The sequence below is a fragment of the Nocardia shimofusensis NBRC 100134 genome, from assembly GCF_001613125.1.
Classification (GTDB): domain Bacteria; phylum Actinomycetota; class Actinomycetes; order Mycobacteriales; family Mycobacteriaceae; genus Nocardia; species Nocardia shimofusensis.
Window position 1 is genome coordinate 121,169 of sequence record NZ_BDBT01000004.1, and the last position, 25,813, is coordinate 146,981.

The 25,813-nt window shown below is 64.6% G+C and carries 23 protein-coding genes and 1 pseudogene; 16 read left to right on the forward strand and 8 right to left on the reverse strand.

All coding sequences use genetic code 11. The features are described from left to right. Positions 1-7: 7 nt before the first annotated feature. The 5 genes from NS3_RS06080 (at position 8) to NS3_RS28290 (ending at position 10,102) form a co-directional block, all read left to right on the forward strand. Positions 8-1,873, forward strand: coding sequence for a methylmalonyl-CoA mutase family protein (locus tag NS3_RS06080; protein ID WP_067854923.1), 1,866 nt, complete (start codon positions 8-10; stop codon positions 1,871-1,873). Further along, on the forward strand, positions 1,873-4,152 hold the full coding sequence (scpA, locus tag NS3_RS06085) for a methylmalonyl-CoA mutase (RefSeq protein WP_067854925.1): 2,280 nt from the start codon (positions 1,873-1,875) through the stop codon (positions 4,150-4,152). Before NS3_RS06080 ends, scpA begins: the two co-directional genes overlap by 1 nt. Further along, complete coding sequence (gene meaB / locus NS3_RS06090; RefSeq protein WP_067854928.1) at positions 4,149-5,201, forward strand: methylmalonyl Co-A mutase-associated GTPase MeaB; 1,053 nt, start codon at positions 4,149-4,151, stop codon at positions 5,199-5,201. Before scpA ends, meaB begins: the two co-directional genes overlap by 4 nt. Before the next feature lie 765 nt (positions 5,202-5,966). Then, positions 5,967-6,578 (forward strand): hypothetical protein, encoded by a 612-nt coding sequence (locus tag NS3_RS28905; protein WP_169811602.1) that lies wholly within the window; start codon positions 5,967-5,969, stop codon positions 6,576-6,578. Then, positions 6,563-10,102, forward strand: a complete 3,540-nt coding sequence (locus NS3_RS28290; protein ID WP_084495120.1) for a DEAD/DEAH box helicase — start codon at positions 6,563-6,565, stop codon at positions 10,100-10,102. Before NS3_RS28905 ends, NS3_RS28290 begins: the two co-directional genes overlap by 16 nt. A gap of 171 nt (positions 10,103-10,273) precedes the next feature. Here the strand turns inward: NS3_RS28290 and NS3_RS28295 are convergent, their stop codons facing one another. Both NS3_RS28295 and NS3_RS06095 read right to left on the reverse strand, forming a co-directional pair. Next, entirely contained in the window at positions 10,274-10,780 is a 507-nt protein-coding gene (locus tag NS3_RS28295; RefSeq protein ID WP_084495087.1) for a GNAT family N-acetyltransferase, read from the reverse strand. A gap of 9 nt (positions 10,781-10,789) precedes the next feature. Beyond that, a complete protein-coding gene (locus tag NS3_RS06095; protein ID WP_507762079.1) occupies positions 10,790-12,502 on the reverse strand; it encodes an NsdA family TPR-like regulatory protein in 1,713 nt (570 codons plus the stop codon). A gap of 183 nt (positions 12,503-12,685) precedes the next feature. Between NS3_RS06095 and NS3_RS06100 the strand changes: the two genes are divergently transcribed. The 4 genes from NS3_RS06100 to NS3_RS28910 are packed head-to-tail and all read left to right on the forward strand — an operon-like array spanning position 12,686 to position 16,019. Then, positions 12,686-13,822 (forward strand): cytochrome P450 family protein, encoded by a 1,137-nt coding sequence (locus tag NS3_RS06100; RefSeq protein WP_307609224.1) that lies wholly within the window; start codon positions 12,686-12,688, stop codon positions 13,820-13,822. Positions 13,823-13,829: 7 nt separating this feature from the next. After that, positions 13,830-15,164, forward strand: coding sequence for a cytochrome P450 family protein (locus tag NS3_RS06105; RefSeq protein WP_084495088.1), 1,335 nt, complete (start codon positions 13,830-13,832; stop codon positions 15,162-15,164). After that, the gene (locus NS3_RS06110; RefSeq protein ID WP_067854937.1) at positions 15,154-15,447 is read left to right on the forward strand and encodes a hypothetical protein; all 294 of its coding nucleotides are present in this window, start codon (positions 15,154-15,156) and stop codon (positions 15,445-15,447) included. The genes NS3_RS06105 and NS3_RS06110 overlap by 11 nt, the downstream gene beginning before the upstream one ends. Beyond that, entirely contained in the window at positions 15,423-16,019 is a 597-nt protein-coding gene (locus tag NS3_RS28910; protein WP_157101195.1) for a hypothetical protein, read from the forward strand. Before NS3_RS06110 ends, NS3_RS28910 begins: the two co-directional genes overlap by 25 nt. Here NS3_RS28910 and NS3_RS06115 read toward each other — a convergent pair. After that, positions 15,930-16,322 (reverse strand): hypothetical protein, encoded by a 393-nt coding sequence (locus NS3_RS06115; protein WP_157101196.1) that lies wholly within the window; start codon positions 16,320-16,322, stop codon positions 15,930-15,932. The two genes, NS3_RS28910 and NS3_RS06115, sit on opposite strands and share 90 nt — an antisense overlap. A gap of 268 nt (positions 16,323-16,590) precedes the next feature. On the opposite strand from NS3_RS06115, the gene NS3_RS06120 reads away from it, so the two are divergent. Beyond that, positions 16,591-17,073 carry a hypothetical protein gene (locus NS3_RS06120; protein ID WP_157101197.1) on the forward strand — a complete coding sequence of 161 codons (483 nt, stop codon included), beginning with the start codon at positions 16,591-16,593 and terminating at the stop codon, positions 17,071-17,073. Positions 17,074-18,209: 1,136 nt separating this feature from the next. After that, positions 18,210-18,740, forward strand: a complete 531-nt coding sequence (locus tag NS3_RS06130) for a hypothetical protein (protein ID WP_245649479.1) — start codon at positions 18,210-18,212, stop codon at positions 18,738-18,740. Positions 18,741-18,776: 36 nt separating this feature from the next. Here the strand turns inward: NS3_RS06130 and NS3_RS06135 are convergent, their stop codons facing one another. Together NS3_RS06135 and NS3_RS06140 are read right to left on the reverse strand one after the other, a co-directional pair. Further along, positions 18,777-20,042, reverse strand: a complete 1,266-nt coding sequence (locus tag NS3_RS06135; protein ID WP_067854944.1) for a cytochrome P450 family protein — start codon at positions 20,040-20,042, stop codon at positions 18,777-18,779. Positions 20,043-20,057: 15 nt separating this feature from the next. After that, entirely contained in the window at positions 20,058-21,341 is a 1,284-nt protein-coding gene (locus tag NS3_RS06140) for a cytochrome P450 (protein ID WP_067854945.1), read from the reverse strand. A 248-nt stretch (positions 21,342-21,589) separates the two neighbouring features. Here NS3_RS06140 and NS3_RS29430 point away from each other — a divergent pair, with 248 nt between their 5' ends. Beyond that, entirely contained in the window at positions 21,590-22,888 is a 1,299-nt protein-coding gene (locus NS3_RS29430; protein WP_169811600.1) for an NsdA family TPR-like regulatory protein, read from the forward strand. A 21-nt stretch (positions 22,889-22,909) separates the two neighbouring features. Here NS3_RS29430 and NS3_RS29730 read toward each other — a convergent pair. Further along, a pseudogene (locus tag NS3_RS29730) lies at positions 22,910-23,011 on the reverse strand (dihydrofolate reductase family protein); the annotation flags it as partial. 284 nt (positions 23,012-23,295) lie between these two features. On the opposite strand from NS3_RS29730, the gene NS3_RS06150 reads away from it, so the two are divergent. Genes NS3_RS06150 through NS3_RS06165 form a run of 4 tightly spaced genes read left to right on the forward strand, consistent with a single transcriptional unit; the run spans position 23,296 to position 24,692 of the window. Next, a complete protein-coding gene (locus NS3_RS06150; protein WP_245649480.1) occupies positions 23,296-23,583 on the forward strand; it encodes a hypothetical protein in 288 nt (95 codons plus the stop codon). Then, positions 23,580-24,035, forward strand: coding sequence for a MerR family transcriptional regulator (locus tag NS3_RS06155; protein WP_067854952.1), 456 nt, complete (start codon positions 23,580-23,582; stop codon positions 24,033-24,035). The genes NS3_RS06150 and NS3_RS06155 overlap by 4 nt, the downstream gene beginning before the upstream one ends. Then, the gene (gene merT, locus NS3_RS06160) at positions 24,025-24,333 is read left to right on the forward strand and encodes a mercuric ion transporter MerT (protein ID WP_067854954.1); all 309 of its coding nucleotides are present in this window, start codon (positions 24,025-24,027) and stop codon (positions 24,331-24,333) included. The genes NS3_RS06155 and merT overlap by 11 nt, the downstream gene beginning before the upstream one ends. A 23-nt stretch (positions 24,334-24,356) precedes the next feature. Then, positions 24,357-24,692, forward strand: a complete 336-nt coding sequence (locus NS3_RS06165; RefSeq protein ID WP_067854956.1) for a YnfA family protein — start codon at positions 24,357-24,359, stop codon at positions 24,690-24,692. 369 nt (positions 24,693-25,061) lie between these two features. Here the strand turns inward: NS3_RS06165 and NS3_RS06170 are convergent, their stop codons facing one another. Both NS3_RS06170 and NS3_RS06175 read right to left on the reverse strand, forming a co-directional pair. Then, complete coding sequence (locus NS3_RS06170) at positions 25,062-25,418, reverse strand: type II toxin-antitoxin system HicB family antitoxin (protein ID WP_174550439.1); 357 nt, start codon at positions 25,416-25,418, stop codon at positions 25,062-25,064. Further along, a complete protein-coding gene (locus NS3_RS06175) occupies positions 25,418-25,687 on the reverse strand; it encodes a toxin HicA (protein WP_067854960.1) in 270 nt (89 codons plus the stop codon). Before NS3_RS06175 ends, NS3_RS06170 begins: the two co-directional genes overlap by 1 nt. Positions 25,688-25,813 lie beyond the last annotated feature (126 nt).

Genomic DNA, 25,813 nt, shown 5'->3' on the forward strand with positions numbered 1-25,813 from the left:
AGAAGCTATGCCGATCGCTTCAGATCCGTCTCCGGGTGCGGAGGCAGTGCCGCAGTACGGTGCGTGGCGCAAGGGTGTGGCGGGCGTGCTCGCCAAGGCGCGCAGGGTCGACGTGGCCGATCTGCCCGACGAGCCCGAGCAACTGCTCGCGCAGACGACCTACGACGGCCTGACCGTCAACCCGCTCTACACGCGCCGTGACGAGCGCCCCGAACCGCCGCTGCCCGGCGCGTTCCCGTTCGTGCGCGGCCGCGACGCCGAGCGCGACGCGCACCGCGGCTGGAACGTCAGCGCCGACTTCACCGGCGCCGACGCCGAAGCGGTCAACCGGGAGATCCTCGCCGGGCTGGAGAACGGCCTGAGCGCCATCCGCCTCGGCGTGGGCGCGAACGGCGTGCCCGTGGCCGACCTGCCCACCGCTGTGCGCGGCCTGCTCTTCGAGCTCGCCCCGCTGGCACTGAGTGCCGGTGTCGACATCACCGAAGCGGCCGCTCAGCTGTTAGGCGCGCTCGACGCCTACCAGGTCGAGGATCGCGCCGGAATCGAAATCGGCCTCGGCGCAGGCCCGCTCACGAGTGCCTTCGCCGGTGCCTCCGACACCGACCTCGCCCAGACCGTCGAACTGGCGAAGCAGGCCGTCGCCCGCGCCGAGACGGTGCGCGCGATCACCGTGGACGGCACCGCCTTTCACAACGCCGGCGCCTCCGATGCCCAGGAACTCGGCGCCTCCGTGGCCGCCGGCCTGGCCTACCTGCGTGCGCTCACCGCCGCCGGTGTCGAGATCGCCGACGCGCTCGGCCAGCTCGAGTTCCGCTTCGCCGCCACCGACGACCAATTCGCCACCATCGCGAAATTCCGTGCCGCACGCACCCTCTGGGCCCGCGTCGCCCAGGTCTCCGGCGCCCCGGAAGCCGGCGGCGCCCCGCAGCACGCCGTCACCTCCGCCGCCATGATGAGCAAGCGCGACCCCTGGGTGAACCTGCTGCGCACCACGCTCGCCTCCTTCGGCGCGGGCGTCGGTGGCGCCGACACCCTCACCGTGCTGCCCTTCGATTCCGCGCTGCCCACCGGCGAGCTCGGCGTCTCGAAGTCGTTCTCCGACCGCATGGCCCGCAACACCCAGCTCCTGCTGCTCGAGGAATCCCACCTCGGTCACGTGCAGGATCCGGCCGCGGGCTCCTGGTACGTCGAGTCCTACACCTCCGAACTCGCCGCCAAGGCATGGGAATTCATGCAGGAACTCGAGCGCGACGGCGGCTACGAGGCCGCGTTGGAGTCCGGCAAGCTCGCCGAGACCATCGCCGCGACCAAGGCCGCTCGCGACAGCGACGTGGCCCACCGCAAGTTCGCGGTCACCGGCGTCAACGAGTTCCCGAATCTGGCCGAGAAGCCGCTGTCCGAGCGGGCCCGCACCCCCGAAACGATCGCCCGCTACGGCGCGGCCTTCGAGGCGCTGCGCGACCGTTCCGACGCGTACCTCGCCGCCAACGGCACCCGCCCCCAGGCGCTGCTGGTGCCGCTGGGCACGGTCGCCGAACACAACGTGCGCGTCACGTTCATCGCGAACCTGCTCGCCTCCGGCGGCATCGAATCGGTGAACCCGGGACCGCTGGCAGGCGAGGGCATCACCGCCGCCGCCAAGGAAGCGCAAGCTCCGATCGCGGTGCTCTGCGGTTCGGACGCGCGCTACGGCACGGACGCGGGCGCGGCGGTCGAAGCGCTGCGCGCCGCCGGAGTGGAGACAGTGCTGCTGGCAGGCGCGGCGAAGGCCGTGGCCGAGCTCGACGGAGAGCAGCGCCCGGACGGATTCCTCGCCGCGAAGATCGACGCGGTCGCGGCACTGTCCGACCTGCTGGAGAAGGTGGGAGCCTGATGACCCTCAGTCATGTCGAAGAGCCGGGCGGCCTGGCGAGCCCGGTGGGCAGCTTCGCCGAGGTGCCGCTGACCGACCACGAACCCGAAGCCGCCGCGGTCGACGCCGCCCAGGTCGAGGAATTCGTGCGCGGCGCCGCCGAGGCCAACAACTACGCGCCCGAGCAGCTGACCTGGTCGACCCCGGAAGGCATCGATGTGCCGCCGGTGTTCACCAAGGCCGACCGCGACGCCGTCGTCGAAGCGGGCTACCCGCTCGACAGCGTGCCCGGCGTGGCGCCGTTCGTGCGCGGCCCGTACCCGACCATGTACGTCAACCAGCCGTGGACCATCCGCCAGTACGCGGGCTTCTCCACCGCCGCCGACTCCAACGCCTTCTACCGCCGCAACCTGCAGGCCGGTCAGAAGGGCCTGTCGGTCGCCTTCGACCTGGCCACGCACCGTGGCTACGACTCCGACCACCCCCGCGTGCAGGGTGACGTCGGCATGGCGGGCGTGGCGATCGACTCCATCCTGGACATGCGCCAGCTGTTCGATCACATCCCGCTGGACCAGGTCTCGGTGTCGATGACCATGAACGGCGCGGTGCTGCCGATCCTGGCCCTCTACGTCGTCGCCGCCGAGGAGCAGGGCGTCAAGCCCGAGCAGCTGGCCGGAACCATTCAGAACGACATTCTGAAAGAGTTCATGGTCCGCAACACCTACATCTACCCGCCCAAGCCCTCGATGCGGATCATCTCCGACATCTTCGCCTTCACCAGCTCGAAGATGCCGAAGTTCAACTCGATCTCCATCTCCGGCTACCACATCCAGGAAGCAGGCGCGACCGCCGACCTGGAGCTCGCCTACACCCTCGCCGACGGCGTGGAGTACATCAAGGCGGGCATCGAAGCGGGCATGGAGGTCGACAAGTTCGCCCCCCGCCTGTCGTTCTTCTGGGCCATCGGCATGAACTTCTTCATGGAGGTCGCCAAGCTGCGCGCCGGCCGCCTGCTGTGGAGCGAACTGGTCTCCAAGTTCGAGCCCAAGAACACCAAATCCCTCGCCCTGCGCACCCATTCGCAGACCTCCGGCTGGTCCCTGACCGCCCAGGACGTCTACAACAATGTCGCGCGCACCTGCATCGAGGCGATGGCCGCCACCCAGGGCCACACCCAGTCCCTGCACACCAACGCCCTCGACGAGGCGCTGGCCCTGCCCACGGACTTCTCCGCCCGCATCGCCCGCAACACCCAGCTGCTCATCCAGCAGGAGTCCAACACCACCCGCCCGGCCGACCCCTGGGGCGGCTCGTACTACGTCGAGTGGCTGACCCACCAGCTGGCCGAACGGGCGAGGGCGCACATCGCCGAGATCGAGGCGCACGGCGGTATGGCGCAGGCGATTTCGGAGGGCATCCCGAAGCTGCGCATCGAGGAAGCCGCCGCCCGCACCCAGGCCCGCATCGACACCGGCCAGCAGCCGGTGATCGGCGTGAACAAGTACCAGGTCGAAGAGGACCAGGCCGTCGAGGTCCTCAAGGTCGAGAACTCCCGCGTCCGCGCCGAGCAGCTCGAGAAGCTCCAGCGCCTGCGCGCCGAGCGCGACCAGGACGCCGTCGACCGCGCCCTGGCCGAACTCACCCGCGCCGCCGCCTCCACCGAGGGCGGCATGGAGAACAACCTGCTCGCCCTGGCCATCGACGCCGCCCGCGCCAAGGCCACCGTCGGCGAGATCTCCGACGCCCTGGAGAAGGTCTACGGCCGCCACCAGGCCGAGATCCGTACCCTGTCGGGTGTGTACCGCGACGAGGCCGGAAAGGTCACCAACATCACCGCCGCGAGCAAGCTCGTCGAGGAGTTCGCCGAGGCCGAAGGCCGACGCCCCCGCATCCTCGTCGCCAAGATGGGCCAGGACGGTCACGACCGAGGCCAGAAGGTGATCGCCACCGCCTTCGCCGACCTCGGCTTCGACGTCGACGTGGGCCCGCTGTTCCAGACCCCCGAAGAGGTGGCGCAGCAGGCAGCAGACAACGACGTCCACATCGTCGGTGTCTCCTCCCTCGCCGCGGGCCACCTCACGCTGGTGCCGGCCCTGCGCCAGGCACTGGCCGATGTCGGACGCCCCGACATCATGGTCGTGGTCGGCGGCGTGATCCCGCCCGGCGACTTCGACGAACTGTATGAGGCGGGCGCGGCGGCGATCTTCCCGCCGGGCACCGTCATCGCCGACGCCGCGATCGACCTGCTCGGCAAGTTGGCTGCCGAGCTGGGTCATGAGGTGGGGTCCTCGGCGGAATGAGCGAACCGGGTTCCGCCGCGCCTGCTGTGCGGGCGCAGCGGAAGATCGACGTAGACGAACTCGCCGCTGCCGTCCGGCGGAATGACCGGGCGGCATTGGCACGGGCGATCACGCTGGTCGAGTCGACCAGGTCCGATCACCGGGCGCTGGCGCAGCAACTCTTGTTGCGTCTCACCCCTGAGGACACCGACTCGAACACGACCGTAGTGTCGAATCGCGTTGGTATCACGGGCGTTCCTGGCGTTGGCAAGTCGACCTTTATCGACTCTCTCGGCATGTACCTGATTGGCGAGGGCCACCGAGTTGCCGTGTTGGCGGTCGATCCGTCGTCCACTCGGACCGGTGGCTCCATTCTCGGCGACAAGACGCGCATGGCGCGGTTGTCCGTCGAGCCCGATGCGTTCATTCGGCCTTCGCCGACCGCGGGCACGCTCGGCGGTGTCGCCAAGGCGACCCGCGAGACCATCGTTCTGCTCGAAGCCGCTGGCTACGACGTGATTTTGGTGGAGACCGTCGGTGTCGGGCAGTCCGAGGTGACGGTCGCGAACATGGTCGACGTGTTCTGCTTCTTGACTCTGGCCCGCACCGGTGATCAGTTGCAGGGCATCAAGAAGGGCGTGCTCGAGCTGGCCGAAATCGTCGCGGTCAACAAAGCCGACGGCAAGCATGAGCTGGAGGCGAAGTCGGCGGCGCGCGAGCTGGCGGGCGCTTTGCGCCTGATCCACCCGCGCGACGCGCTGTGGCGTCCACCGGTGCTCACCATGAGCGGGCTGGAAGGCCGCGGCTTAGAAGAGTTCTGGCAGACGGTGCTGCAACACCGCCGCGTGCTCACCGATGCGGGTGAATTCGACGAGAAACGCCGCCGTCAGTTGATCGACTGGACCTGGACGATGGTTCACGACCAGTTGCTGCGTCGACTGGCTGACGCCCCCGAGGTCAAGGCCATACGCTCGGATGTGGAGCGTGAAGTGCGCGAGGGGACTCTCACCGCTGCCCTCGCGGCGGAACGACTGCTCGACGCATTCGATTCCTCAACCGCACAACGCTGATCGCACAGACGGCCGCCATCTGCAGTCGCGGGCGGCGGCTGCCTGTGTTCTGGTGCATGAGCCACGACGCTGTTGGCTCGACATGGGCAACGCGTCGGTGGAGACCTACCTTTTCCATCCATTCCTGATATGTAGGGTCTCGAATTGACAGTATCGCCGAACTGCTGTCGGACCATCAGCACATCGACCGTACTCGCCTTGCCGGGTGACACCCACGCCCGACTTGCAGCTGGTCACGGTGCTCGATAACCATGCACGAGGTCGTTTGGTCATCCCGGACGACTCTCGCGTCTAACCCAAGAAAGAGGTAGAAGCCACGATCATGCTGAGATACAACATGATTGGAGGCATACATCGCTTACTGTTGTCGTGACCGTGGCGCAGGGCAAAGGCGTAACGGCACACCCTCAGTAGCTTCCTATCGGTGAGGTGTCAAGGCGAGATCTGGGTCAAGGAAGGGAAAGAGAGGATGCAATGACACGGGCGTCTAGTGCTCTCGTGCCTGCTGTTACGGCAGACAAAGTGGCGTCTGCGCGTGGGTATGCCCTGTCCCGGTTCATGTCCCGGAATGATCAAGCAGCGAACTCGGCCTGTCCGTGGCAATTGATTCGTATAGTAGACACCTACCCGCTAACGCGAGCTGCCGTTGCATGGATCGTCGCTGATGCTGTGATGAGAGGCCGAGCAGGACATACACGGGCATACGACCTGTGGAAGAATGCCGTGCTTTCAGCCTCTCCACTCGTTGGGGAAGAAGCCAAGCTGGTGGAGTTTTTTGTGCAACCGGTCTTTGGCCTTCCGCCAAAGGGATCGGCGGCTACTGACCATGTACCAGGGCATGTCGGAGAATGGCTTTGGTATTTACTCGCGAGGGAAGAGGAAATTGTTGACCATGACCTTGCCTTGCTTGAGTCTCCTAGCTGGAATGTGACTGAGAGCGGAGGCGACGGGTTTGCCGTATACCGCATTCCGGCCGGCTCTGGCACTGCGCTGATATTTAGACTTTGGGAGATTAAGAAGTTCACAGGTGGCGGCTCGATTAGCCCTACCATTTCTACCGCTGCGTCGCAGCTCGCCAAACGGGGCGGCGAGTATGTTTCTAAGATTTCGTGGGCGAATGCGACAAAATCCGGCGATATTGGACGACTTATGTCGGAGTTGACCGAACTATGGATGAATGCGGACCCGCGTGGTGGCGCGGGTGTCAGTGTATCGACGAACCCGGCTGCAGCGCCTAAGCGCAAGGCCTTCACTCAACTGCCAACCCATCTTTCGCGAATGGTCCATCCTGGGCAATTGCGGGGAATCGTCATCGCAGTTCAAGACTTCGAGGATTTCGCGTCCGAGGTGAGGGAGTACCTATGGAGCGCACTCTAGACATCAATCTGCTTCGGGAAGCTCTCGGTTCGCCGCAGCCGGACGTCCTGCCTAGCCCGGAAGAACTAATAAGCCTCATAGCCGAGATCGAAGTCGCAGCGATCATGAACCGATTTGATATCGATGACAGGATCGTTCGTACTGCTTGGTATCTGCACGGTGTATGCGCTTCACCCCAGGCTGCGGATCTTTACAGCCCTTCGAGGCAACGTCAAGCCTTTGCAGTGAGTGCGCATATCTTTGATCTAGCGCTTAATACTCGTAATCGGTCGCCTGAGAGTCTGCTTTCGCTAGCTTTCGCGGCGCAGATCGGGTACCGCCGTGCCGGGCAGGAGCCTAATGCCACTGCTGTGTTTCGCCGAGTCAGCCACTTATGTCATGGCCCGGCAAGCGCGGATTACCGCGATGGTCACCCTGATCCGGAAATTATAGTACAAGAGCACATCGAAACCCTCGCTCTAGAGGCGGGGGCAGTGTTTCTTGGTCTGCAAACTGCCGTGGTAAGAACGATGGTTAGGCATTGGCGGAGACAACTGTCCGAGCTGGCTTACCAGTTGGAATCGGACGACCTTAACGGCACGTTATTTGGTCCAGCGGCCGCTGTAATTGATGCCGTGGCGGCAATGACTAATTTTCTCACCTTTGGGGCGCAGCGACAGCTAGATCGTGCTAGAGCGCTCCTTCTTACCGTACTGAACGGTGAGGCGGGAGAGGGGGATCTCAATGCTAGGTGGGTTGCAGCCCACCTACTTGATCTCGGAGATGAACTAGCTCGCGCAAGTATATACAGCGTTCTTCCCTTTGATACTCCACGGGCTGTAGCGCAGGCGTTTACATTGACCGATCCTCCGGTCCTGACCTTATGGGAACCTCAAAGAGATCTACTCACGCGTCCCGCTGCCAACCCTCTTGATCCTGCGACCAGCCGACTTCTGATTAGCGTGCCTACCAGCGCTGGCAAGAGTCTCGTGGCCCAAATGATCATGTGCACACACCTAGCAACTGTCCCAGGGCGTGTCATTTACGTATCGCCGCTGAGAAGCCTGAGTCGAGAAATGCGACGCTCGCTCAGCGAGCGGCTGCGGATCTTGGATCGAGAATTGGGGTCGGACGTGCCAGATATTGATATTGGCATCACTGTGCCCGGTTTGCATAGTGACGACGTCGATATTGATGTGGTCACCCCTGAGCGCTTTATGCACGCTTTGCGACACGATCCTCAGAACGCTCTCAATGACGTAACATTAATTGTAGTCGATGAGGCTCATCATATCTCTCAAGGTCAGCGAGGATTCCTCCTCGAAGGGTTGCTCGCTTTCTGTCAGACGCATCCCGCAAGGCCTCGGATTGTTCTCCTGTCGGCAGCAATCGGCAACGGTGCACTTCTCGCTAGTTGGTTGGATGAAGACTCCCCTGAGGTGCTATTTTCATCCAACTGGCGTGGGCCGCGGCGTCTCCATGGGCTACTCACCACAAATGCATTGTGGGGTAAGAGGACTACGACCAGGCGCAAGTCCAGGGACCGCCCGTTGACAACACGGGTGCCTTTAAGTGTTCGAATCAGCATCCGTCCTGCGGAGGCTGTCAGGATAGCTGAACTGACTACTGACGAGAATCGACCTTTGGGGGAGATTGTTTTCGGTCAGCGAGATCCGGAAGACTGGTCGTACCGTGATTCAGGCAAGAGTACGGCAGCGTACAAAATGTTCGCTGAGGCTGCAACGTATTTCCTTCCGGCTGGTCCTATGCTGGTGGTAACAAGCACTCATCGCCTAGCTCAGGATACGGCTCGGGCAATGGCAGATCACCTCGAAATGTACGAACCAGCGCACCGCCTTGCAGAGCAGTTCAGCGCGCAACTCGGCGAAGAACATCCTCTTGTGAGATGCACGCGCCATGGTATCGCCTTCCATCATGCTGCGCTGCCTACCGACGTGCTCGAAGCGATTGAAGATGCGCTCCGCAAGGATTGCCTCCGCGCCGTAGTTAGTACCAGCACGCTTACTGATGGAGTCAATCTGCCGGTGCGAACGGTCGTCATTACTGCGGCGCTGAGCAATGACCAGGGCAGCCGTCCCGGAGGTGTTCCAGGCCTCGACGCCGCCAAACTCTTAAATGCGGTAGGCCGCGCTGGCCGTGCCGGTCGTGAAACTGAGGGATGGATCCTTCTTGCTCTCAATCGCAAGGTAAAGGCTGAAGACCATGATGTGTTTGCGCCCACTGATGAAGATCTACAAGTGGCCTCTGTGCTTGCTAGCGAGGAAGCGCTCAGAGATTTGGCTAACGCCGAGCAGTTGATCGCGGAGTCTGCGGACGGCCTACTGGCGGTGGGCCAGTCGTTGGCATGCGACTTCATCACATACGTCTGGTTCGTGCTCGATGCGCACGATCATCTCAATGTCGAGGCTGACCCACTAGAATCCGTGGACAAGCTACTAGCTATGCGACAACTATCCAGTGAAAATAGGGATCGGTGGCGACGCCTTGCTTCGCTCACCCAGGTGCAGTATCTGAGAACTGCGCCAGCGGTGCGTCGGAGATGGGCTGCGACGGGTACGAGTCTTAGGAGTGCTGAGATCTTGGACCGCACAGCCGCCAGAGTGGCGGATCGTGTTGTGCGTGAAAATTCGATTTATGATCCTTTTTCTATTATTTCTCCTGATTATTTGTCCCTTAGTGAAACGCTTCGACTGCTGGATGAGGAGGAAGCACTTGAGGTTCTTCTCCAATTATCCGAGCGTGGATCGGCATGGTCGTTCTTTGACAGGCGTGCAGGCAAGAGAAATGGCATTGAGGTCGAGTTAAAATCGGCGCTTCGGGCGTGGATTGATGGTGATTCTATTCCAAACCTGGCGCGCCGCTGGCTACCCACACTTCCTGCAGATTGGTCACTCGAACAATCTGTTGCAAACATCAGCAGGACCTTTGAGCACTATCTGTCATGGACAGTCGGAGCGCTTATCCGGATGATCAACGATCGACTTATGGTGGCGAATTCTCCACTGCTGTTGAAGGCCGAGACTGCGTGGCTTATCAGATATGGAGTCGACACCGAGCAGGCCATCCATCTGCTTACGTCTGGTGTTCGTTCTCGTACTATTGCCCATTCTATTGGTCGGAGAGCGGCCGGTGAGGGGGTCGAGCTTGACCAATTGCGAGGATGGCTTGCAGGTCAACATATTGACATATGGCGCTCCAGTTATCATGCGAGCGATCTCGAAATTGAAGATCTGATCGAGTATGTACGAGTTCGGAGGCGAAGTTTGCTGCGCACGCTACTCGAAGAGCGGGTGCTTGAGATTGAGGTCGAGGCCTATTCGGTTAGGGGAGAGTGTGACGTTGCGCTGATTTCGGTAGAGGGTTCATTTACTCACCCGGTGGAGGCTATCGATAATGATGGAAATGCAGTCGCGCGAATTATCGCGGAAGATCACGCTGACATTGCTTCGATTCTTAAGAGTGGTGTACCCGTGTCATCTAAGCTAGATGGACGTCGATTGGTCATATCGCTAGTCGAGTTTTAAGTGGCTCGTGCTGTTGTGTGCGGAAGTCTTGGTATTTCTTGGCCGGTCCCCGATAACGTGACCACCCGGGAGTGGAGCCCGGGACTGCTGCACGAAGTGGTAACAGGTCACGATGTCACCTATCAGCGCAGCAGCCCCCTTTGCTGCGGGCACAGACTCGTGGGATCCGGTTCACGTCGGTAACGTGAATGTCTTCAGATAGGCTCGGTTGCCTGGTTTGTCGCGGTAGAGGCCGAATCCGTCGGTTCGGGTGTATCCGCAATTTTCGTATAGATTATGGGCCGCATGCTGTTTGCTACCCGTGTCAAGAATGACAGCGTGATATCCGTCTGAACGCGCGTCTGCCTCAAGTCGAGCTAGAATGGTTCGGGCAAGTCCCTGCCGGCGTGCGTCGGGTTCGACGTACATCCGTTTGATCTCGGCTGTGCTGCCGCTGGCGTCATCGTGATGTGCGCGGTAGCCGCCGCACCCGATGGGGGTGCCGTTGAAGTAGGCCACGATGAACCGACCACGCCGGTGCGGCAAGAATTCCTCACTGTCCAGCGGGGACTGGTCAGCGTGCCCATAGAGCGCGGTGTTGGTGCGGTTGGCACCCTCAATCATCGCCGTGGCTCCAGGCGAGTCGAAGGGCTCGACGCGCAGGATGAGCGTCGGTGCTGTCGGCAAGCGATCTTCCATGATTCGTGATTAGCAGACTTGTGGTTGGGATAGTGCCGCAGACTTGTCGAGCAGCTCCCGCACCGCTGCGGTTCGGTGTGGGCGTAGCTCGGCAAGGACCGTCTGAAGCAGATCTTGGCAGCGTGCCGATCCGACTTTGGGAACCAGTGGCAGAACTTGGTCGACCAAGTGACAAGCCATCGCGACGTCACCATTTCCGTCGCGGTGGTTACGTACCTGAGCAAGGGCGCGGGATAGGCCGTAGAGAACTTGGTCGCGGGTCGAGTCGGCACTGAGTCCGGTCAGGCTGTCGGACAGAAGTATCTCGGCTTGGCGGAGATCGCCCAGTCGGAGGTGGCATCGGCCCGCTTCGCCGGTGATGATGGCGGGGGTGATCCAGTAGGACCACTGTGGCTCAGCCTCGTGGGGAACTGCTTCCAGGGCGGCGCGGGCGTCGTCCAATGCTGCTGCCGTGTCCACTGCTCTGCCCACATCGGCGAAGGCGCGTGCACGGCGGATTGCCATCACTGCCTGCGCTCGTGGCGGCAACGGCTGTCGCAATCCGTGCTCCACGGCCCTCATGATCGCGGCTGCATCTTGGCCTCGGCCACGCCAAGACTGCTGCAGTGCGATGCAGCTGAGGATCAGCGCGCCGAGCATTCGGTTCCCTGCGGCTGCTGCTGCCCGGAGCCCGAGGAGGTACATGCGCTGGGCGAGCCCGTGCTCTCCGTGGTCGAAGGCGATCCAGCCGGCCATCTGCGCCATCTGACCGGCCACTGAGAGCAGGCGGCGTGCTCGATCGGTCGTGTAGGTGCAGTCGCGGAGGATTTCCGCGATCTGAGCCAAACGGATCTCGACAGTCCGCATGAGTATCCGGCCGCCGTACCCGTCATCGAGCCTGCGCAGGTGGGTGAGGTCGGCTTCGAGATAGTCGACGTACTCCGATGCCAGGAGCATGGTTCCGCCCGATGTCGCCTTGGCCAGTATCGGCTGGTTGCCGAATGCCCAGGACTGCGCGAACGCGTTCAGTTCGATACCCGATACCGCAAAATAGGTCCGGCTACTGCCGTCGCCGATGCGGCTGGACCGAGTCAGCAGGGCAATGGTGGCCTCCGGTGCCCACCGCTCGGCCTCCATATCGGCCACAGCCGGTTGCCACACAACCGTTGGTGTGGAGTGCTTCGGCCAGAGCTGGTCGACTGCGATGGTCATTCCGTACGCCTCGGTGAGCACTCCAGCGATCACAGCCGGCAGTGGTGGTCGTGGAAGTGTTCCCCGGTCTCTCCAAGCGAAGGCAGTTGTCGGGTGGACTTGGCGGTCCTTGGGGAGGTGACGGTTGACCTGGCGGGCCAACTCGTAAGGGGACCATCCAAGTTCGTTGAGGATTTGCCGAAGCACACTGTTCGATTTCCCCGCCATGCCCCAAGACTCTATCCGGATGTGGCTGGTTGCAGAGCAGTTCCGGCACATTTCGAATTCAGTGAAATTCAGCAGTGGGACACACCAATTCGGCAGATTGCAGTGTCTCCGACCGTGGCTCGCGGGCCAGATCTCGCCTGGACTGATTACACGGCTCCGGACGCACCTGCTTCCTGAAGCGCCACCGGTAGGCCCACATCCATCGGCCCCGCGAGCGTGGAGCGACTCAGCAGAAAGGCACTCGATGCTTGCACTGGACACCTCTTGCGGGCACCTCGAACGGCTCTGTTCCAAGTAGACGCCGGCAACTCCGGCGCCGCACATCGTCCACAATTCGTTCTATTCGGGAGTTGCTCTTTGCCTGGAATGCAGCTCGGCACTTCGCCAACCAATTCTTCCTTTCGTTGTCCTGCTGGCCGTGGTTCGCCACTGAATACCGGTGGTGAGTCACGCGTCCCGCTCTACACCGAGCAGTTCGCGGCGGACCCGCACGCTGCCTACGCGCAGATGCGCGACCGGTGCGGTCCGCTCGTACCGGTCTGGCTCGCCCCCGGCGTTCCGGCGACTCTGGTGGTCGGCTACCGAACGGCCCTGGAAATCCTCCACGACCCCGACCACTTCCCAGCCGACCCACGCGCCTGGCAACGCGACATCCCCTCGACCTGCCCGGTACTCCCGATGATGCAGTGGCGCCCGAACGCCCTGCGCAGCAAAGGCTTCGATCACGCCCGCTACCGTGCCGCCACCGTCGATGCCCTCGCCGGAGTGGACCTCCACGGCACCCATGCGGTGGTCGAACGCAACGCCTTGACGCTGGTCAACGGATTCTGCGACCGCGGCCGGGCCGACCTCCTCACCGACTTCGCATTCCCGTTGGTGTCCAACGTGATCAGCGAACTCCTGGGCTGTGACCCCGACGTCAGCACACAAGCGGGCACCGGCATGGCGATGGTCTTCGACACCATCGACGCCGCCGAGGGCAACGAGCTGATGGTGTCGGCCCTGGCCGAACTCGTCCGCCGCAAGCGAGCGCGGCCGGGGGAGGACATCACCACCCGCTTGCTCACCCACTCCGCCGGTCTCGACGACGAAGAGGTCGTCCACCAGCTGGTGACGATCTACGCGGCCACGAGCGAGCCCTTGACCAACCTGATCGTCAATACGTTGCTGCTGTTGATGACTCGCCCGGACTTCGGCGGCGAGGTCGCCGGTGGCGTGGTGTCGACTCGTGACGCGCTCGAGCATGTGCTGTTCCGTGATCCGCCGATCGCGAATTTCTGCATGAGCTATCCGCGCCGGCCACAGCTGGTCGGCGGCACGTTCTGGGTGCCTGCCCATCAGCCGGTGGTGATCAGTCTGGCTGCCTGCAACAACGATCCGGCCGTTGTGGGCGGCAACATCCGGCACAACGGGTCGCATCTCGCGCTCGGCGCGGGCCCGCACATGTGCCCCGCGTCGCGGCTGACGCATCTGATCGCCGGGGAGGCGATCGATCAGTTTCTCGATGCGCTGCCGGAGATCGCGCCTGCCGTCCCGGTGGACGAGCTGAGGTGGCGGCCGGGTCCGTTCCATCGGGCGTTGGCGGCGCTTCCGGTCGTCTTCGCTCCCGTCCGGCCGCTGGCCGTTCCCCACCGTCGAATGTGAGGTTTCGATGACCGATCTTCATCCCGCCCCTGCTCCGATCGTCCTCGACGTCACCGGCGCCGACATCCCGGGGGAAGCCGCGCGGCTGCGCGCCGCCGGCCCGCTGGTCCGGGTGGTACTGCCCGGCGGTGTTCGCGCCTGGGCGGTCACGAATCCCGATGTGCTGAAGGACCTGTTCGTCGACTGGCGGGTCTCCAAGGACGCCGCCCAGCACTGGCCGCCGTTCATCGCGGGGGAGATCCCGCCGGATTGGCCGCTGATCTCGTGGGTGTCGGTGCGCAACATGTTCACCGCTTACGGCATGGATCATCAGCGGCTGCGCAAGCTCGTCGGGCCCGCGTTCACCGCTCGTCGGGTCGCGGCGTTGCGTCCGCGGATCAGGCAGATCACCACCGGGCTGCTCGACGGGCTGGCCGCCTTGCCTGACGGGGCGGTGGTGGATCTGCGGGAGGAGTTCGCGGCGCAGGTGCCGTTGCGGGTGATCACCGCGTTGATGGGTGTTCCGGCCGATCTGCGGGACGGGCTGCGGGCGTGTGTCGGGGAGATCTTCTCCACCGCGCCGGAGCGCGATCCGCAGGTCACCTTCGCCGAGATGGTGAGCATTTTGACCACGCTCGTCGCTCGCCGTCGTGCGGAGCCCGGCGGGGACATGACCAGTCTGCTCATCGGTCACCGTGACGGCGGGGATCGGCTCACCGAGCAGGAACTCGTCCACACTCTGCTGTTGATGATCAGTGCCGGGTACGAGACCACGGTCGACCTGCTCGACCAGGCTGTCGTCCAGGTGTTGACCCGGCCCGGACTGCTCGCTCGGCTCCGCGCCGGGGCGTTCGGCTGGTCGCATCTCATCGAGGAGACGTTGCGCTATGCGCCGCCGGTCGCGAATCTGCCGCTGCGCTATGCGGTTACCAGTATCGACATCGGTGGTCAGCGTATCGAAGCGGGTGAAGCCATCCTCGCCGCCTTCGCCGCGGCCAATCGCGACCCGGACCTGTATGGGGCCGACGCGGACGAGTTCGATCCGGCTCGGTCGACGAAGGAGCATCTGGCCTTCGGGTACGGGCCGCACTTCTGCCTCGGTGCGCCGCTGGCACGGTTGGAGGCCGAGATCGCGTTGCCCGCACTGTTCAACCGGTTTCCCGAGATGGGCCTGGCTGTCCCGGCGGACACGCTGAAACCGTTGGGCAGCTTCATCTCTCACGGCCATCGATACTTGCCGGTTTGCCTGAGCGGACGGATCGCGGCCGATCGGGTCACCGAGGGGGCAGTTGGTGACGGCACGAGCGCGCGGGTTACACCGACGTGCTCGCATGGGGGAGGAGAGCACCACCATGGCGGCTGAAACCTCGTGCTCGAGCGTGCCGGAGCCGATCGGCGCCGTCATCCCGATCGGCCGAGCCCCCAGCGTTCGCGGTCTCGCGGCCACCGCCGACCAACTCCGCCACGACAACCCGCACTGGCCGGTGCGATCGCCCGACGATGCCGCGCACGCGCTGTCCATTCATGGCGACTGCCCATGGCATTGCTCGACCAAGGTGGCCGCGATCCGCGTCAGCGCGGAGGACTACCGCTATTTCCATGACCGCACGGGAGGGGAGCCATGGACATCGCGCTCGGAATTCTGAATATCAGTGTCAGCGAGTCTCGAACCGACGATCGGCGGGTGCTCACCGAACTCGCACGATCGCGCGGCTACCACCTCGCTGAGGTGCTCATCATCGATGACGAGACCTACATGCCGACTGCCTGTATCGCGGAGCGTGCTCGCACCGCGCGGGCCGGCGCGATCCTGGCACCGAGTCTCGAACACTTCGGGGTGGCGGCTCGTGCGCTGCCTTACGTTTGCACGCTGGTGGTGCCCGAGCCCGCCGTACCCACTGAGGAGATCGATCGGAGTCCGACAGCCGTGGGTACGCGGGCGGTAGGCCGCCATCGGCTGGGGCGGCAGATCCTCGGTGCGGCTGCGCTGATTGTGTTCCTTGCGGTCATCTGGGCACTGTGGCCTGCACCGGATTCGGCACCGAGGCCCGCAGTCATCGTGACTTCGGAGCCTGCTGCTCCGAGCGGTGGCGATCAGTTTCCGGGACTCCACCGGGAGCCGGGCTCTCTAGACGCCGCGGAATTCGACATGGATGATCCGGGTCGTGTCGTCCCGCACGTCGACAGTGACGTCCCGGATCATCACTTCGCCGGCTGACGAGGTGTACCAAGCCTGCTGGCCTCGCTCCACTCGTGGCGAGGAGGCGAGCGGTGGCCCAGCGATCGTTCCCAGCGAGCTGGGCGGATTACGTTCGCTGATCACATCGGGGAATCGGGATTGCTCCAGCATCAGGGCGAGGTCGGCGGGGGAAGCCTGCACTGCGAGCTGATAGATCCGGTCTCGAATGATCTCGCGCCGGACCAGCAGTACCTCGGCGCCCGCGGGCACGATCCAGTCGCCGTATTCGGTTGCCTCCCTCATCAATTCCGGACTTGTCGATTCTTCGACGTCGGGCACCATCATGCGATCGACAGCGTGGTCGACCGCCCGATCACACCCGTATGCTCCGACGAATATCAGCAGGCACAGCCCCAGGGCCCACGCTGCCCACACGCGCAACCGACCTCGTCCGGGGCGAGCCTCATCGTTCGGATTCGCTCCCGACGATGCCGCGCACGCGATGTTCATCCATCCAGTCTGCCTGGTATGCAACAAGATTGATGTAGAGTACGGCCCCGGGAGGACCTGGTCGCGTTGGGCGGCTGGGGTGGGAATGACGGAGGACCCGGTGGATTCGGGACGGAACGACGGCGCGCACGTCGAGGCATATCCGGTCGGCCCGGGCGGTGCGCCCGAAGGGTATGTGGCCGCTGCGCCGGGCGGATATTACGCGAATGACTGGGGACCGACGCACCCCACCACCATGCCCGGTCCGGTGCGAGCGGCGCAGATCATCTCCTGGGTGTTCGGCGGCGTCGGCCTCGTGCTGTCGGTGGTCGCCGGCGTTATCGGGAACATCGAGTTGGTCGGCGCGCTGCTCGCGGGCTTCCTACCCGCCTTCTTTCTGGCCTTGTTCGCCTTCGGCTTCACCGTGAACGGCAACGGTCTGCGCATCGCCTCGATCGTGTTCGCGAGCTTCGGAATCCTGTGGGGACTCAGCGGCACGGTGCAGGGGCTCCCTCCGGGGTTGCTCGGTTTCGGTGCGAGCCTGGCGATTGTCATCCTGCTGTCGCAGCGCCGTGCGGGAGAATGGTTCAAGCGACCGCACTGAGCGGCGGTGCTCCGCCGGATCGGTGAGCATTGTGGAGTCGCGACGCGATTCCGGCGCCGAGTCTCGAACACTTCGGGATGGCGGCCCGTGTGGTGATCGCGGAACGAATTCCGGACCGCCACAACGCATGGCGCGGACGTGGCACCATGGATCGCATGACGACGACCCGAAAGGTCCATGCCGCGTAGACGGCCAGGAAATCTGCGGACGGGCATCTCGAGCCGCCGGAGATCGGGTGAGAGGCCGGTGATCGACGGCTTGTCCTCGCGGGCACTGTCCGAGATCCGCCGCCTCGAGCACTCTCGCAACTATCTTCGGCCTGGAGACGTCGACGCGGCCCTGTGCTTGTGGCAGGACTACGTCCACCGTCCCGAGCGGGAACTGTGGCACGACTACGAATGGGGCAACGTGCACTGGTACTGCTGCGGCAACCCTCTCGAAGCCCGCGCTCTCCTCGACATGGTGATGCGAGCGCTCTCGCCCCGAAGCGCCCGCGAACTTCGTAAGGTCATCGGTCGGTACGACGCCGTCTGGAGCCGATCATCACCACCGTATCCCCCGGGGAGCGACTGCAAATGGTAGTGGGCCCACCTGTGGTTGATGCTGTTGCGCGCGTACGGGACCTGAGCCAGATAGTCGGCGGAGTTGGCGGTGCTGGACGACAGCAGCTTGTCGACGACTCCGATTTCGAGGTCGGTCAGTGTGCGGGTGGGGTAGGCATGGTGCTCATCGTCTCCTCTGCCGGCCGCTGCAAGCCCTCGAATGAAGGGGCCCTTACATCGGTAATGACCTGCGGCATAAGCCGATAGAGCAGGCATCGGAACGGCACGATGTGAGGCGGAGCGATGCGAAGCGGACGATACCTACGGACCGCGCTGACTGTCTGCGCGGTGGCAGCGCTCGCCGCTTGTGGCGACGGGGAGGCGAATGCACCCGGACCCGATGCCTCGGTGTCGCAGACCGGTTCGTCGGCGTCGGTGCCGCGGTCGACCGACGCCCGGCCGCCGGTCGACCCGACCGCATCCCAGCCTCCGGCTGCGACGAACAGCCCAATTCCGCCCGGAACATCAACTGCCCCAGTCGAACACGGGCTCGGCACGCTCGTGCTGCACACCGTCACCTTGCAAGGTGTCGCGGTGCCGAACGTGCCTGTGTACGTCGCTCGCCACGCCCCGTGCGATCCCGCGTCCGGCGACCTGCCGGAGGACGCGGCGGAGGTCGAACGGTGGGCCGACACCACCGACGTCAACGGTGAGATTATGCTGACGGTGCCGGTGGGCTGCTACCGATTCGGCATGGAGCCGCCGCCCGGCACCGTCCCGGTGCCGGAGGGGATGCACACCTTGTTCCTGACGGCCGGCGGCCGTGTCGTCACCGGTTTGCTGCGTTTCCAGGACCCGGATGCGGCTCCGAGCTGCACCACCGAGACCATCGTCCGTGATCTGGACGTCGGTGGAGATCTCGGTGGCGCGCTCGCGACGGTGAGCGAGTGCCACGATTCCTGGGCGGTCATCTCGTGGGACGTGCCCGGTGACAGCCAGCGCGTCGTGCGGCTGGTGGACTCCCGCTGGACCACCTACGTGGTCTTCCCGCACGATCGGTGCTGGAGCCAAGCACGGACCGACGGCGCGCCGAGTGCGTTGGAGGTGTACTTCTCCGTGTGCTGAGCGCGTCCGTCGGTCACGACTGCGGCAGAGGGGATTTCACCGGTCGGCGGCAGCCTCGGGCTGGGCGCTCATAAACACCGGCAGACTCTGGTGGCCCTGGGAAATGAAGCTGCTCAACGGCTTCAGCTCCTCCGGCGCGACGGCGAGCGCCAGGTCGGGGAACCGCTCGAACAGCGCGGGCAGTGCGATCTCGGCCTCCAACCGGGCCAAGGGGGCGCCGAGGCAGTAGTGCGTGCCGTAGCCGAAGGACCGGTGCTCCTTGGTCGTCCTGCTCGGGTCGAACTCGTCCGCGTCGGGGCCGTGCAGTGCGAGGCTGCGGTTGGCTGCGGCGATGCTGGTGATGATCGCTTCTCCCGCTTCGATCCGCTGGTCGTCGACATCGATGTCGGTGATCGCGTAGCGCAGCGGCAGGTTCGCGACCGGGGGCGCGTAGCGCAGGGTCTCCTCGATCAGGTGTGACCAGCTCAGGGTGCCCGCGCGGAGCTGGGGCAGCAGTTCGGGGCGGGTGAGCAGTTGGTAGATCGCCTGGCCGAGAAGGTTGACCGTGGTCTCGAAGCCCGCACTGATCACCAGGAGCAGGGTGTGGACGAGTTCTTCTTCGGTGAGCCGGTCTTCGTTCTCGTCGCGGTGGCCGATGAGCAGGCTGGTCATGTCCTCGCCGGGCTCGGCGCGGCGGCGGGCGACGAGCGTGCCCAGGATGCCGACCATGTCGGCGAAGGTTTCCTGCGGATCGCGCTGCGGGGAGGTGGAGAAGATCTCGTCGATGCACTGCCGGAGCCCGGGCTGCAGATCGGCCGGGACGCCCATCAGCGCGCTGATCACCTGCAGCGGAACCTGCGCCGCGTATTCCTCCCGCAGGTCGATCACCGCGTCGGCGGGCCGGGCGGCCAGGTCGTCGAGCAACTCGGTGCTGATCCGCTCGACCTGTGGACGCAACGCGGTGACGCGGCGAGCGGTGAACGCCGGTCCGATGAGCCTGCGCAGTCGTTGATGGTCTTCGCCGTAGGCGGTGAGCATATTGCGCACCGACACCCACGCGATCAGTGGCCAGTCCGCCGAGATCTCGCCGGCGATGAAGGCGGGCCAGTGCTGTGCGGCGTCCTTGGACACCCGCGAGTCGACGAACAACTCCTCGAGCAGCGCGGGATCGGTGACGGCCCAGGCTTGCACTCCGGCGGGCAGTTCCACTCGAACCAGGCGTCCGCGCTCACGCAGGCGGATGGCCTCTCCGGGGATGTCGGTGCCGGTGGGATCGAGCACGATGGGCGTGCTCGCGACGGGGGAAGGGGGAAGAGCAGTCATCGTAGAGCCTTACGTTCAGCGGGTGGGCAGAGGCGGGGAGGCAATGGGGTGGAAGACGACGGGCAGTGATTCGAGTGCTCGGTGGAACGGTCCCGGTCGCCACCGCAGCTGGTCGGCGGGGATCGCCAGTGCCATCTCGGGCAGCGAGTCGAGGATCTGATCGATGGCCTCCCCGGCGATGAGATGCGCGGGAGTCTGCGCGGGGCACCGGTGTGGTCCGGCGCCCAGTCCGAGATGGGACTCGTTGTGGCGGATATTGCCGCCGAGGACGGCCGGGTCGTTGTTGCAGGCGGCCAGACTGATCACGACCGGCTGATGCGCCGGCACCCAGACGGTTTCGTCGATGAGCTGGGGCTGCGGCGGATAGGACATGCAGAAGTTCGCGATCGGCGGATCGCGGAAGAGCACGTGGGTGAGCGCGTCCCGGGTGGACAACGACCCGCCGGCGACATCGCCCCCGAAATCCCGGTGGGTCATCATCCAGGACAGGGCGTTGGCGATGAGGTTGGTCAGCGGCTCGCTCGCCGCACCGTAGAGGGTGACCAACTGCTGAATGATCTCCTCGTCGGTCAGACCGATGGGGTGGGCCGACAGCGAGGACGTGATGTCGTTGCCCGGCCTGGCGCGTTTGCGGCGGACGAGTTCGCCCAGCGCCGTCACGATCAGTCGGTTTCCCTCGGCGGCATCGGCGGTCGCGTCGAACATCATCGCCATGCCGGCGGCGGTCTGCGCGCTGACGTCGGGGTCGCACCCGATCAACTCGCTGATCACCTCGAACACCAACGGGACCGCGTAGTCGCCGAGCAGATCGGCCCGGCCACGGTCGGCGAACGTGTCGACGAGCGTCGCCGCGATCCGCGCGACCGATGTGTGCAGGGCGGCCAGATCCACCCGGCCGAGAGCGGCCACCGTGGTCGACCGATACCGCTCGTGTTCGAGCCCTGCGCTGCGCAAGGCGTTCGGTCGCCATTGCATCATCGGCAGCACCGGGCATTCCGGTGGGATGTCGCGCTCCCACATCCGCGGATCGGCGGGGAAATGCTCGGGGTCGTTCATGATCCTCAGCGCGGTCCAATAGCCGATCACCAAGGTCGCCGGAACTCCTGGAGCGAGCCATACCGGCGCCAGAGACCCGAACTGCTCACGCAGCTGCCCGTATACGGCGTGCGGGTCGGCCGCGAACTGCTCGGTGTAGAGGGGCACCCGGGACTCGGCGTCGTTGTCCAGAGGCGAGCCGTATACCGCGGGGTGCTGACTGGCGAAGACGGTGGTGGGTAGGCCGGATCGATCTGAGGACAAACGGGACTCCCGGTTCGAGTGAGATGCGGACGGTGCGCGCCGGGCGCCGGTCGGTCATTAGAGGCTGTCTGGAGTTCGGCGAAAATGCCAGCCCCAGAGGAAGTTACGTGTCCATCGGCGTTCAACGGGGGGAACGGTCGGTGAAGTCGGGGGGTCGGCGGTGCTCGTTCGCCGAAATCGACGTGTCCACGTAGCCTTTCGCTGTCAGATCTTGACAAGAGCTTCGGGGGCGGAGGGGTTCGAGAGCGATGAGACGACGCCAGCGCGTGTTCAACAGCAAGCTGCAACAGCTCATCCGGCAGGCGGGATTGACCCAGGATGGGGTGGCCCGGCGGGTCAATGCGCGGATCGGCGAGGTCACGGGCACCCCGGGGCGCTACACCGACGAGACGATTCGCCGCTATCTGTGTGGAGAGCGGACCTGGCCGGACCCGAAGTACCGGGAAGCGTTCCGGCATGTGTTCGGTGTGGATTCCGACCATCAGCTCGGTTTCGTCAATCAGCGGGCGTCGCACGCGCTGTCACGTGCCGGCGAGGATCCCCTGCGCCTGTCCGACTCGCTGCGAGCAGCCGGGGATGTGACCGCGCCGGTCACTCTCGCGGATCTGGTGGAGATCACCGAGCCGACGCCCATCCCGGCGCGTGTCGGAAAGATCGAGATCGCGCAGATATTCGACACCGCCCGGATGTTCGACACCTGGGACAATACCTACGGCGGTGTCCTGGTTCGCGAGGCCGTCGCCGCCCAGTTGCGCTACGCCGTCGCCCTGCTCGACGCCCGATGTTCGGAATCGAACCGTATCGAATTGTTCAGCGCTGTCGGCTTTCTCGCCAATACCTCGGCATGGATGGCCTTCGACTCGCACGCTCACAACGACGCTCGTCGGATGCAGCGCCTGGCCTTGCGTTGTGCCGAGGAGGCAGGCGATGTTCACCTGCGAGCCGAAGTGCTGTCCTGCATGGCCCGGCAGGAGATCTGGTGCGGTGACCCGGATGCCGCACTGACCCTCACCGAACTCGGACTGGTGCGGGCCGATCGCCTCACCCCTACCGAGCGCGCCAGCCTGCGGGTCATCCGGGCGCGTGCCCTTGCCCAACTGCACCGCGTCGAGGAAGCGGTGCGCGCGGTGGGCGAGGCCGACGAGAGCTTCCGCAGCCGCAGCCCCGGTGACGACGCGTTCTTCATGACCTACTACGACGATGCCCAGCTCGGCGGCGACACCGGGCACGCGCTCTACGACATGGCGTTGCACGGGCGCTTCGTCGGCGAGGCGCGGGCACGCCTGCAGACCGCCGTCAGCGGCTACGGTGACATGTATGTCCGGTCCAGGGCGCTGGCGCACCTCAAATTGGCCTCGCTCGTCATGGCCACCGGCGACCCCGGCGAGGCCATCGTCATCGGTCACGCCGCCGTCGACGAAGCCGCCCGGGTCCGCTCCCGTCGCATGGGTGTCTACCTGCGTGAACTCGACTCGCTGGCGGCCACCCGAGGATCGCTCGACGGGGTCACCCGGCTCCGTCGTCGTCTCACGGGTGCGGCGATGTGAGTGATGCCTCCGGCTCTTGCGCTGGAACATCTCGTCGTTCGGCACACTCCAGCCGAGGTCGTCGCCGGGCGCGGCGATGTAGCCGTCCACGCTCAGGTTCATGCCGAACGTCAGTTTCCGCATAGTGTTGTCAGCCTCCCGTGAGTCGGTACTCGATGTGCAGACCAGCACGGCGCGGAGTAATCATCGGTCAGGCCACATCGAGGGCCGGTTCACCAGTCAGTAGAGCTCGTCACGAGATGGCAGTAAAGACCTGGTCAAGCACCAATTTTGAGGTCAGGTGGCCAAGCCGGCCTCGAAACTCTGTCCGGGTTGCATCCTGTACCGGGGTACAGGCTTACCGTCGAAGCATGACGATTTCACCAGCTCAGAACGATTGGGTGCCTACGTCGTGCACTCTACCCACCGTGGAGCAGCCGATCCGGGTCGCCGAGTTCGCCCAGTTCTTCACCACCTCCGCGCGCACCACCCGGCGCCCCGATCGGACGCGGCTCGAGGTGGTGGTGGATCCGGGCGCCGAGGCGATGGCGCGGGAGCTGGCTGGGCGTGAGAGCAGCTGCTGCTCGTTCTTCACCTTCGACTTCACCAGCACCGACAAGGATGTGGTGATGGGTATCGGTGTTCCGGCCGCCGACACCGACGTGCTCGATGCGTTCGCCGCCCGCGCCGATACCGCGATCGGAGACCATCGATGACAGCACTGCGCACCAGCGAACTAGCCGCAGCGGCGGGGGTGAACACGCAGACCCTGCGCTACTACGAGCGCCGCGGCCTGCTCACCGAACCCGCTCGCACCCAGGGCGGACACCGGCTCTACCCGGAGAACGCGATCACCGTGCTGCGGGTGATCAAAGCCGCCCAGCGGCTCGGGTTCACCCTCGACGAGGTCGCAGACCTGCTCACCGGTACCCGCGTCGGTGGTCGCCGTCGCGCTGACGCCGGGCTGCGGGCCCGCGTCACCACCAAGCTCACCGAAGTCGACGCCAAGCTGGCCGAGCTCACCGAAGTCCGCGACACCCTGCGTTCGGCACTGGCCGCCGGTTGCGAGGATCTCCTGGCCTGTAGCGAATCACCTTCCTGCCCAGTGCCGTTCGGCAACGAGAACCACACCCCGGCGAACCTCGAAGGCGGCCGCTGTGGCTGCTGAGAAGAATTCCACGGCACGGCGCTGGTGGGCGCCGATCGGTGCAGGCGCTCTGCTGTGCCTCGGATGCTGCCTCGCCCCGCTGCTGATCGCGGCCGGAATACTCGGCGGCGGCACCGTGCTGGTCAGCTTGTCGTGGCTGGAACCGCTCGGCTTCGCCCTGATCGGTCTCGGTGTTGCCGGTCTGATCTGGTCACGCACCCGCACCCGCCGCAACGGCTGCGCCGACACCGACAGCGCAGGATCGACCAGCTCGTGTGCGGGCTCGGGATGCGGGTGCGCCACCGTCACGACCTCTTGAAACCGGGCATTTAGGATCGGCGGATGACTGTGGTGCGCTCGATCCTGCTGTTCGTCCTGGCCGCCGTCGCCGAGATCGGTGGGGCCTGGCTGGTCTGGCAGGGCGTGCGTGAACACAAGGGCTGGGCGTGGATCGGTGCCGGTGTCATCGCTTTGGGCCTGTACGGGTTCGTCGCCACACTGCAACCGGACGCGAACTTCGGACGCATCCTGGCCGCCTACGGCGGAGTGTTCGTCGCCGGATCCCTGCTGTGGGGGATGGCATTGGACGGTTTCCGGCCCGACCGCTGGGACGTGATCGGCGCGATCATCTGCCTGGTCGGGGTCGCGATCATCATGTACGCGCCCCGCACCGTCTGAGATACCGGCCGCTTCGCGCTGGCCGGTCATCGTGCTGGTCGAGGATCGCCAACCGGTCTACGGCGGCTTGCCGCAGCGCACGCTTCGCAGCATCGGCCACCGCCCACGCCTTCCGAACCTGTTGGCTCGCAACAGATCCGCGCAAGCGCGCCCTGCAAAGTGTTCGACCACGGACCATCTGATCAGCGGTCGGTTCTACTGACATTCTCGTGACGAATCGCTACGACATTCCGATGGCGAGTCTCACCTGGCGACGTAGGGCATCTCGTGCCGAGAAATCTCGGCCCGGTCGCAGAAGGCATCGACGACCAGATCACGCGGACTTTCGAGCCCGAACACTGTCTGGAAGGTCTCGACTGCGCGGCTCTTTCAGCAGCGCCCCTGAGAGGCAAGTCGCTGATTGACGAGTTGATTGAGCGAGACCTTCATCTCTGCGGCCTCCCGAGCGAGTCGGGCATGTAGTTCGGAGCCGACTCGAACCATGAAGTTGCCGCTGTAGGACTTCTCCGAGAGCGGGCACGGCACCATCTCGCCGTTCACCGCCATGTCTTTGATGACCTCGTGCACCAGTTTGCGGATGCCTTGCAATGCCTCGTCCTGGGTAGGAGCGAGCCACGACAGCGAGGGGAACTCGGCGCACAGGCCGACGAACTCGTCGTCTTCGGGCGACCACAACACCCGATACGCGTAGTGCGTGTAGTCCGGCAGGTTGTGCAGATCGGTCATTATCGGTCACCCTCCTCTGTTTGCATCTTCTGCAGCTTGTCTATCGCTGCGATCACTTGTTTGACCCGGTATGTCTTGCAGCCACCGTCTCGACCTTCCTGGATATTCACTCGCGGATCGCCTGGCCAGGGAACCTGGAAGACCGCATGGCTCGAGCCTCGCGTCCGCGGTAGCCCGAAGAGCTCGACGCAGATTCCGTAGAGCTCCTCGTACCGCAAATTCGACGGTGACTCCCGCATCTTGGCGAGGAGCTTCTCGGCCTTTGCCATGTCGACAATGGTACCGCCAGTAGTATCATATGGAAAGCGCAATCTCGGCGAACCGCCCTTGCTGGTGCACTTCGTGGTGGCCGCGGTCTGGACCAACTCCGCTGGCACCGAGGCGGCACCAAGGTG

Coding starts and splice junctions, on each gene's coding strand:
- NS3_RS06095 (WP_507762079.1), bottom strand. CDS start 12,502: ATGTGCGGCGCCGGAGTTGCCGGCGTCTACTTGGAACAGAGCCGTTCG.
- NS3_RS28290 (WP_084495120.1), top strand. CDS start 6,563: ATGGAGCGCACTCTAGACATCAATCTGCTTCGGGAAGCTCTCGGTTCG.
- NS3_RS06110 (WP_067854937.1), top strand. CDS start 15,154: ATGGCGGCTGAAACCTCGTGCTCGAGCGTGCCGGAGCCGATCGGCGCC.
- NS3_RS06135 (WP_067854944.1), bottom strand. CDS start 20,042: ATGACTGCTCTTCCCCCTTCCCCCGTCGCGAGCACGCCCATCGTGCTC.
- NS3_RS06170 (WP_174550439.1), bottom strand. CDS start 25,418: ATGACCGATCTGCACAACCTGCCGGACTACACGCACTACGCGTATCGG.
- meaB (WP_067854928.1), top strand. CDS start 4,149: ATGAGCGAACCGGGTTCCGCCGCGCCTGCTGTGCGGGCGCAGCGGAAG.
- NS3_RS06100 (WP_307609224.1), top strand. CDS start 12,686: ATGCGCGACCGGTGCGGTCCGCTCGTACCGGTCTGGCTCGCCCCCGGC.
- NS3_RS06080 (WP_067854923.1), top strand. CDS start 8: ATGCCGATCGCTTCAGATCCGTCTCCGGGTGCGGAGGCAGTGCCGCAG.
- NS3_RS06175 (WP_067854960.1), bottom strand. CDS start 25,687: ATGGCAAAGGCCGAGAAGCTCCTCGCCAAGATGCGGGAGTCACCGTCG.
- NS3_RS28295 (WP_084495087.1), bottom strand. CDS start 10,780: ATGGAAGATCGCTTGCCGACAGCACCGACGCTCATCCTGCGCGTCGAG.
- NS3_RS06105 (WP_084495088.1), top strand. CDS start 13,830: ATGACCGATCTTCATCCCGCCCCTGCTCCGATCGTCCTCGACGTCACC.
- NS3_RS06165 (WP_067854956.1), top strand. CDS start 24,357: ATGACTGTGGTGCGCTCGATCCTGCTGTTCGTCCTGGCCGCCGTCGCC.
- scpA (WP_067854925.1), top strand. CDS start 1,873: ATGACCCTCAGTCATGTCGAAGAGCCGGGCGGCCTGGCGAGCCCGGTG.
- NS3_RS28910 (WP_157101195.1), top strand. CDS start 15,423: ATGGACATCGCGCTCGGAATTCTGAATATCAGTGTCAGCGAGTCTCGA.
- NS3_RS29430 (WP_169811600.1), top strand. CDS start 21,590: ATGAGACGACGCCAGCGCGTGTTCAACAGCAAGCTGCAACAGCTCATC.
- NS3_RS06115 (WP_157101196.1), bottom strand. CDS start 16,322: ATGGTGCCCGACGTCGAAGAATCGACAAGTCCGGAATTGATGAGGGAG.
- NS3_RS06155 (WP_067854952.1), top strand. CDS start 23,580: ATGACAGCACTGCGCACCAGCGAACTAGCCGCAGCGGCGGGGGTGAAC.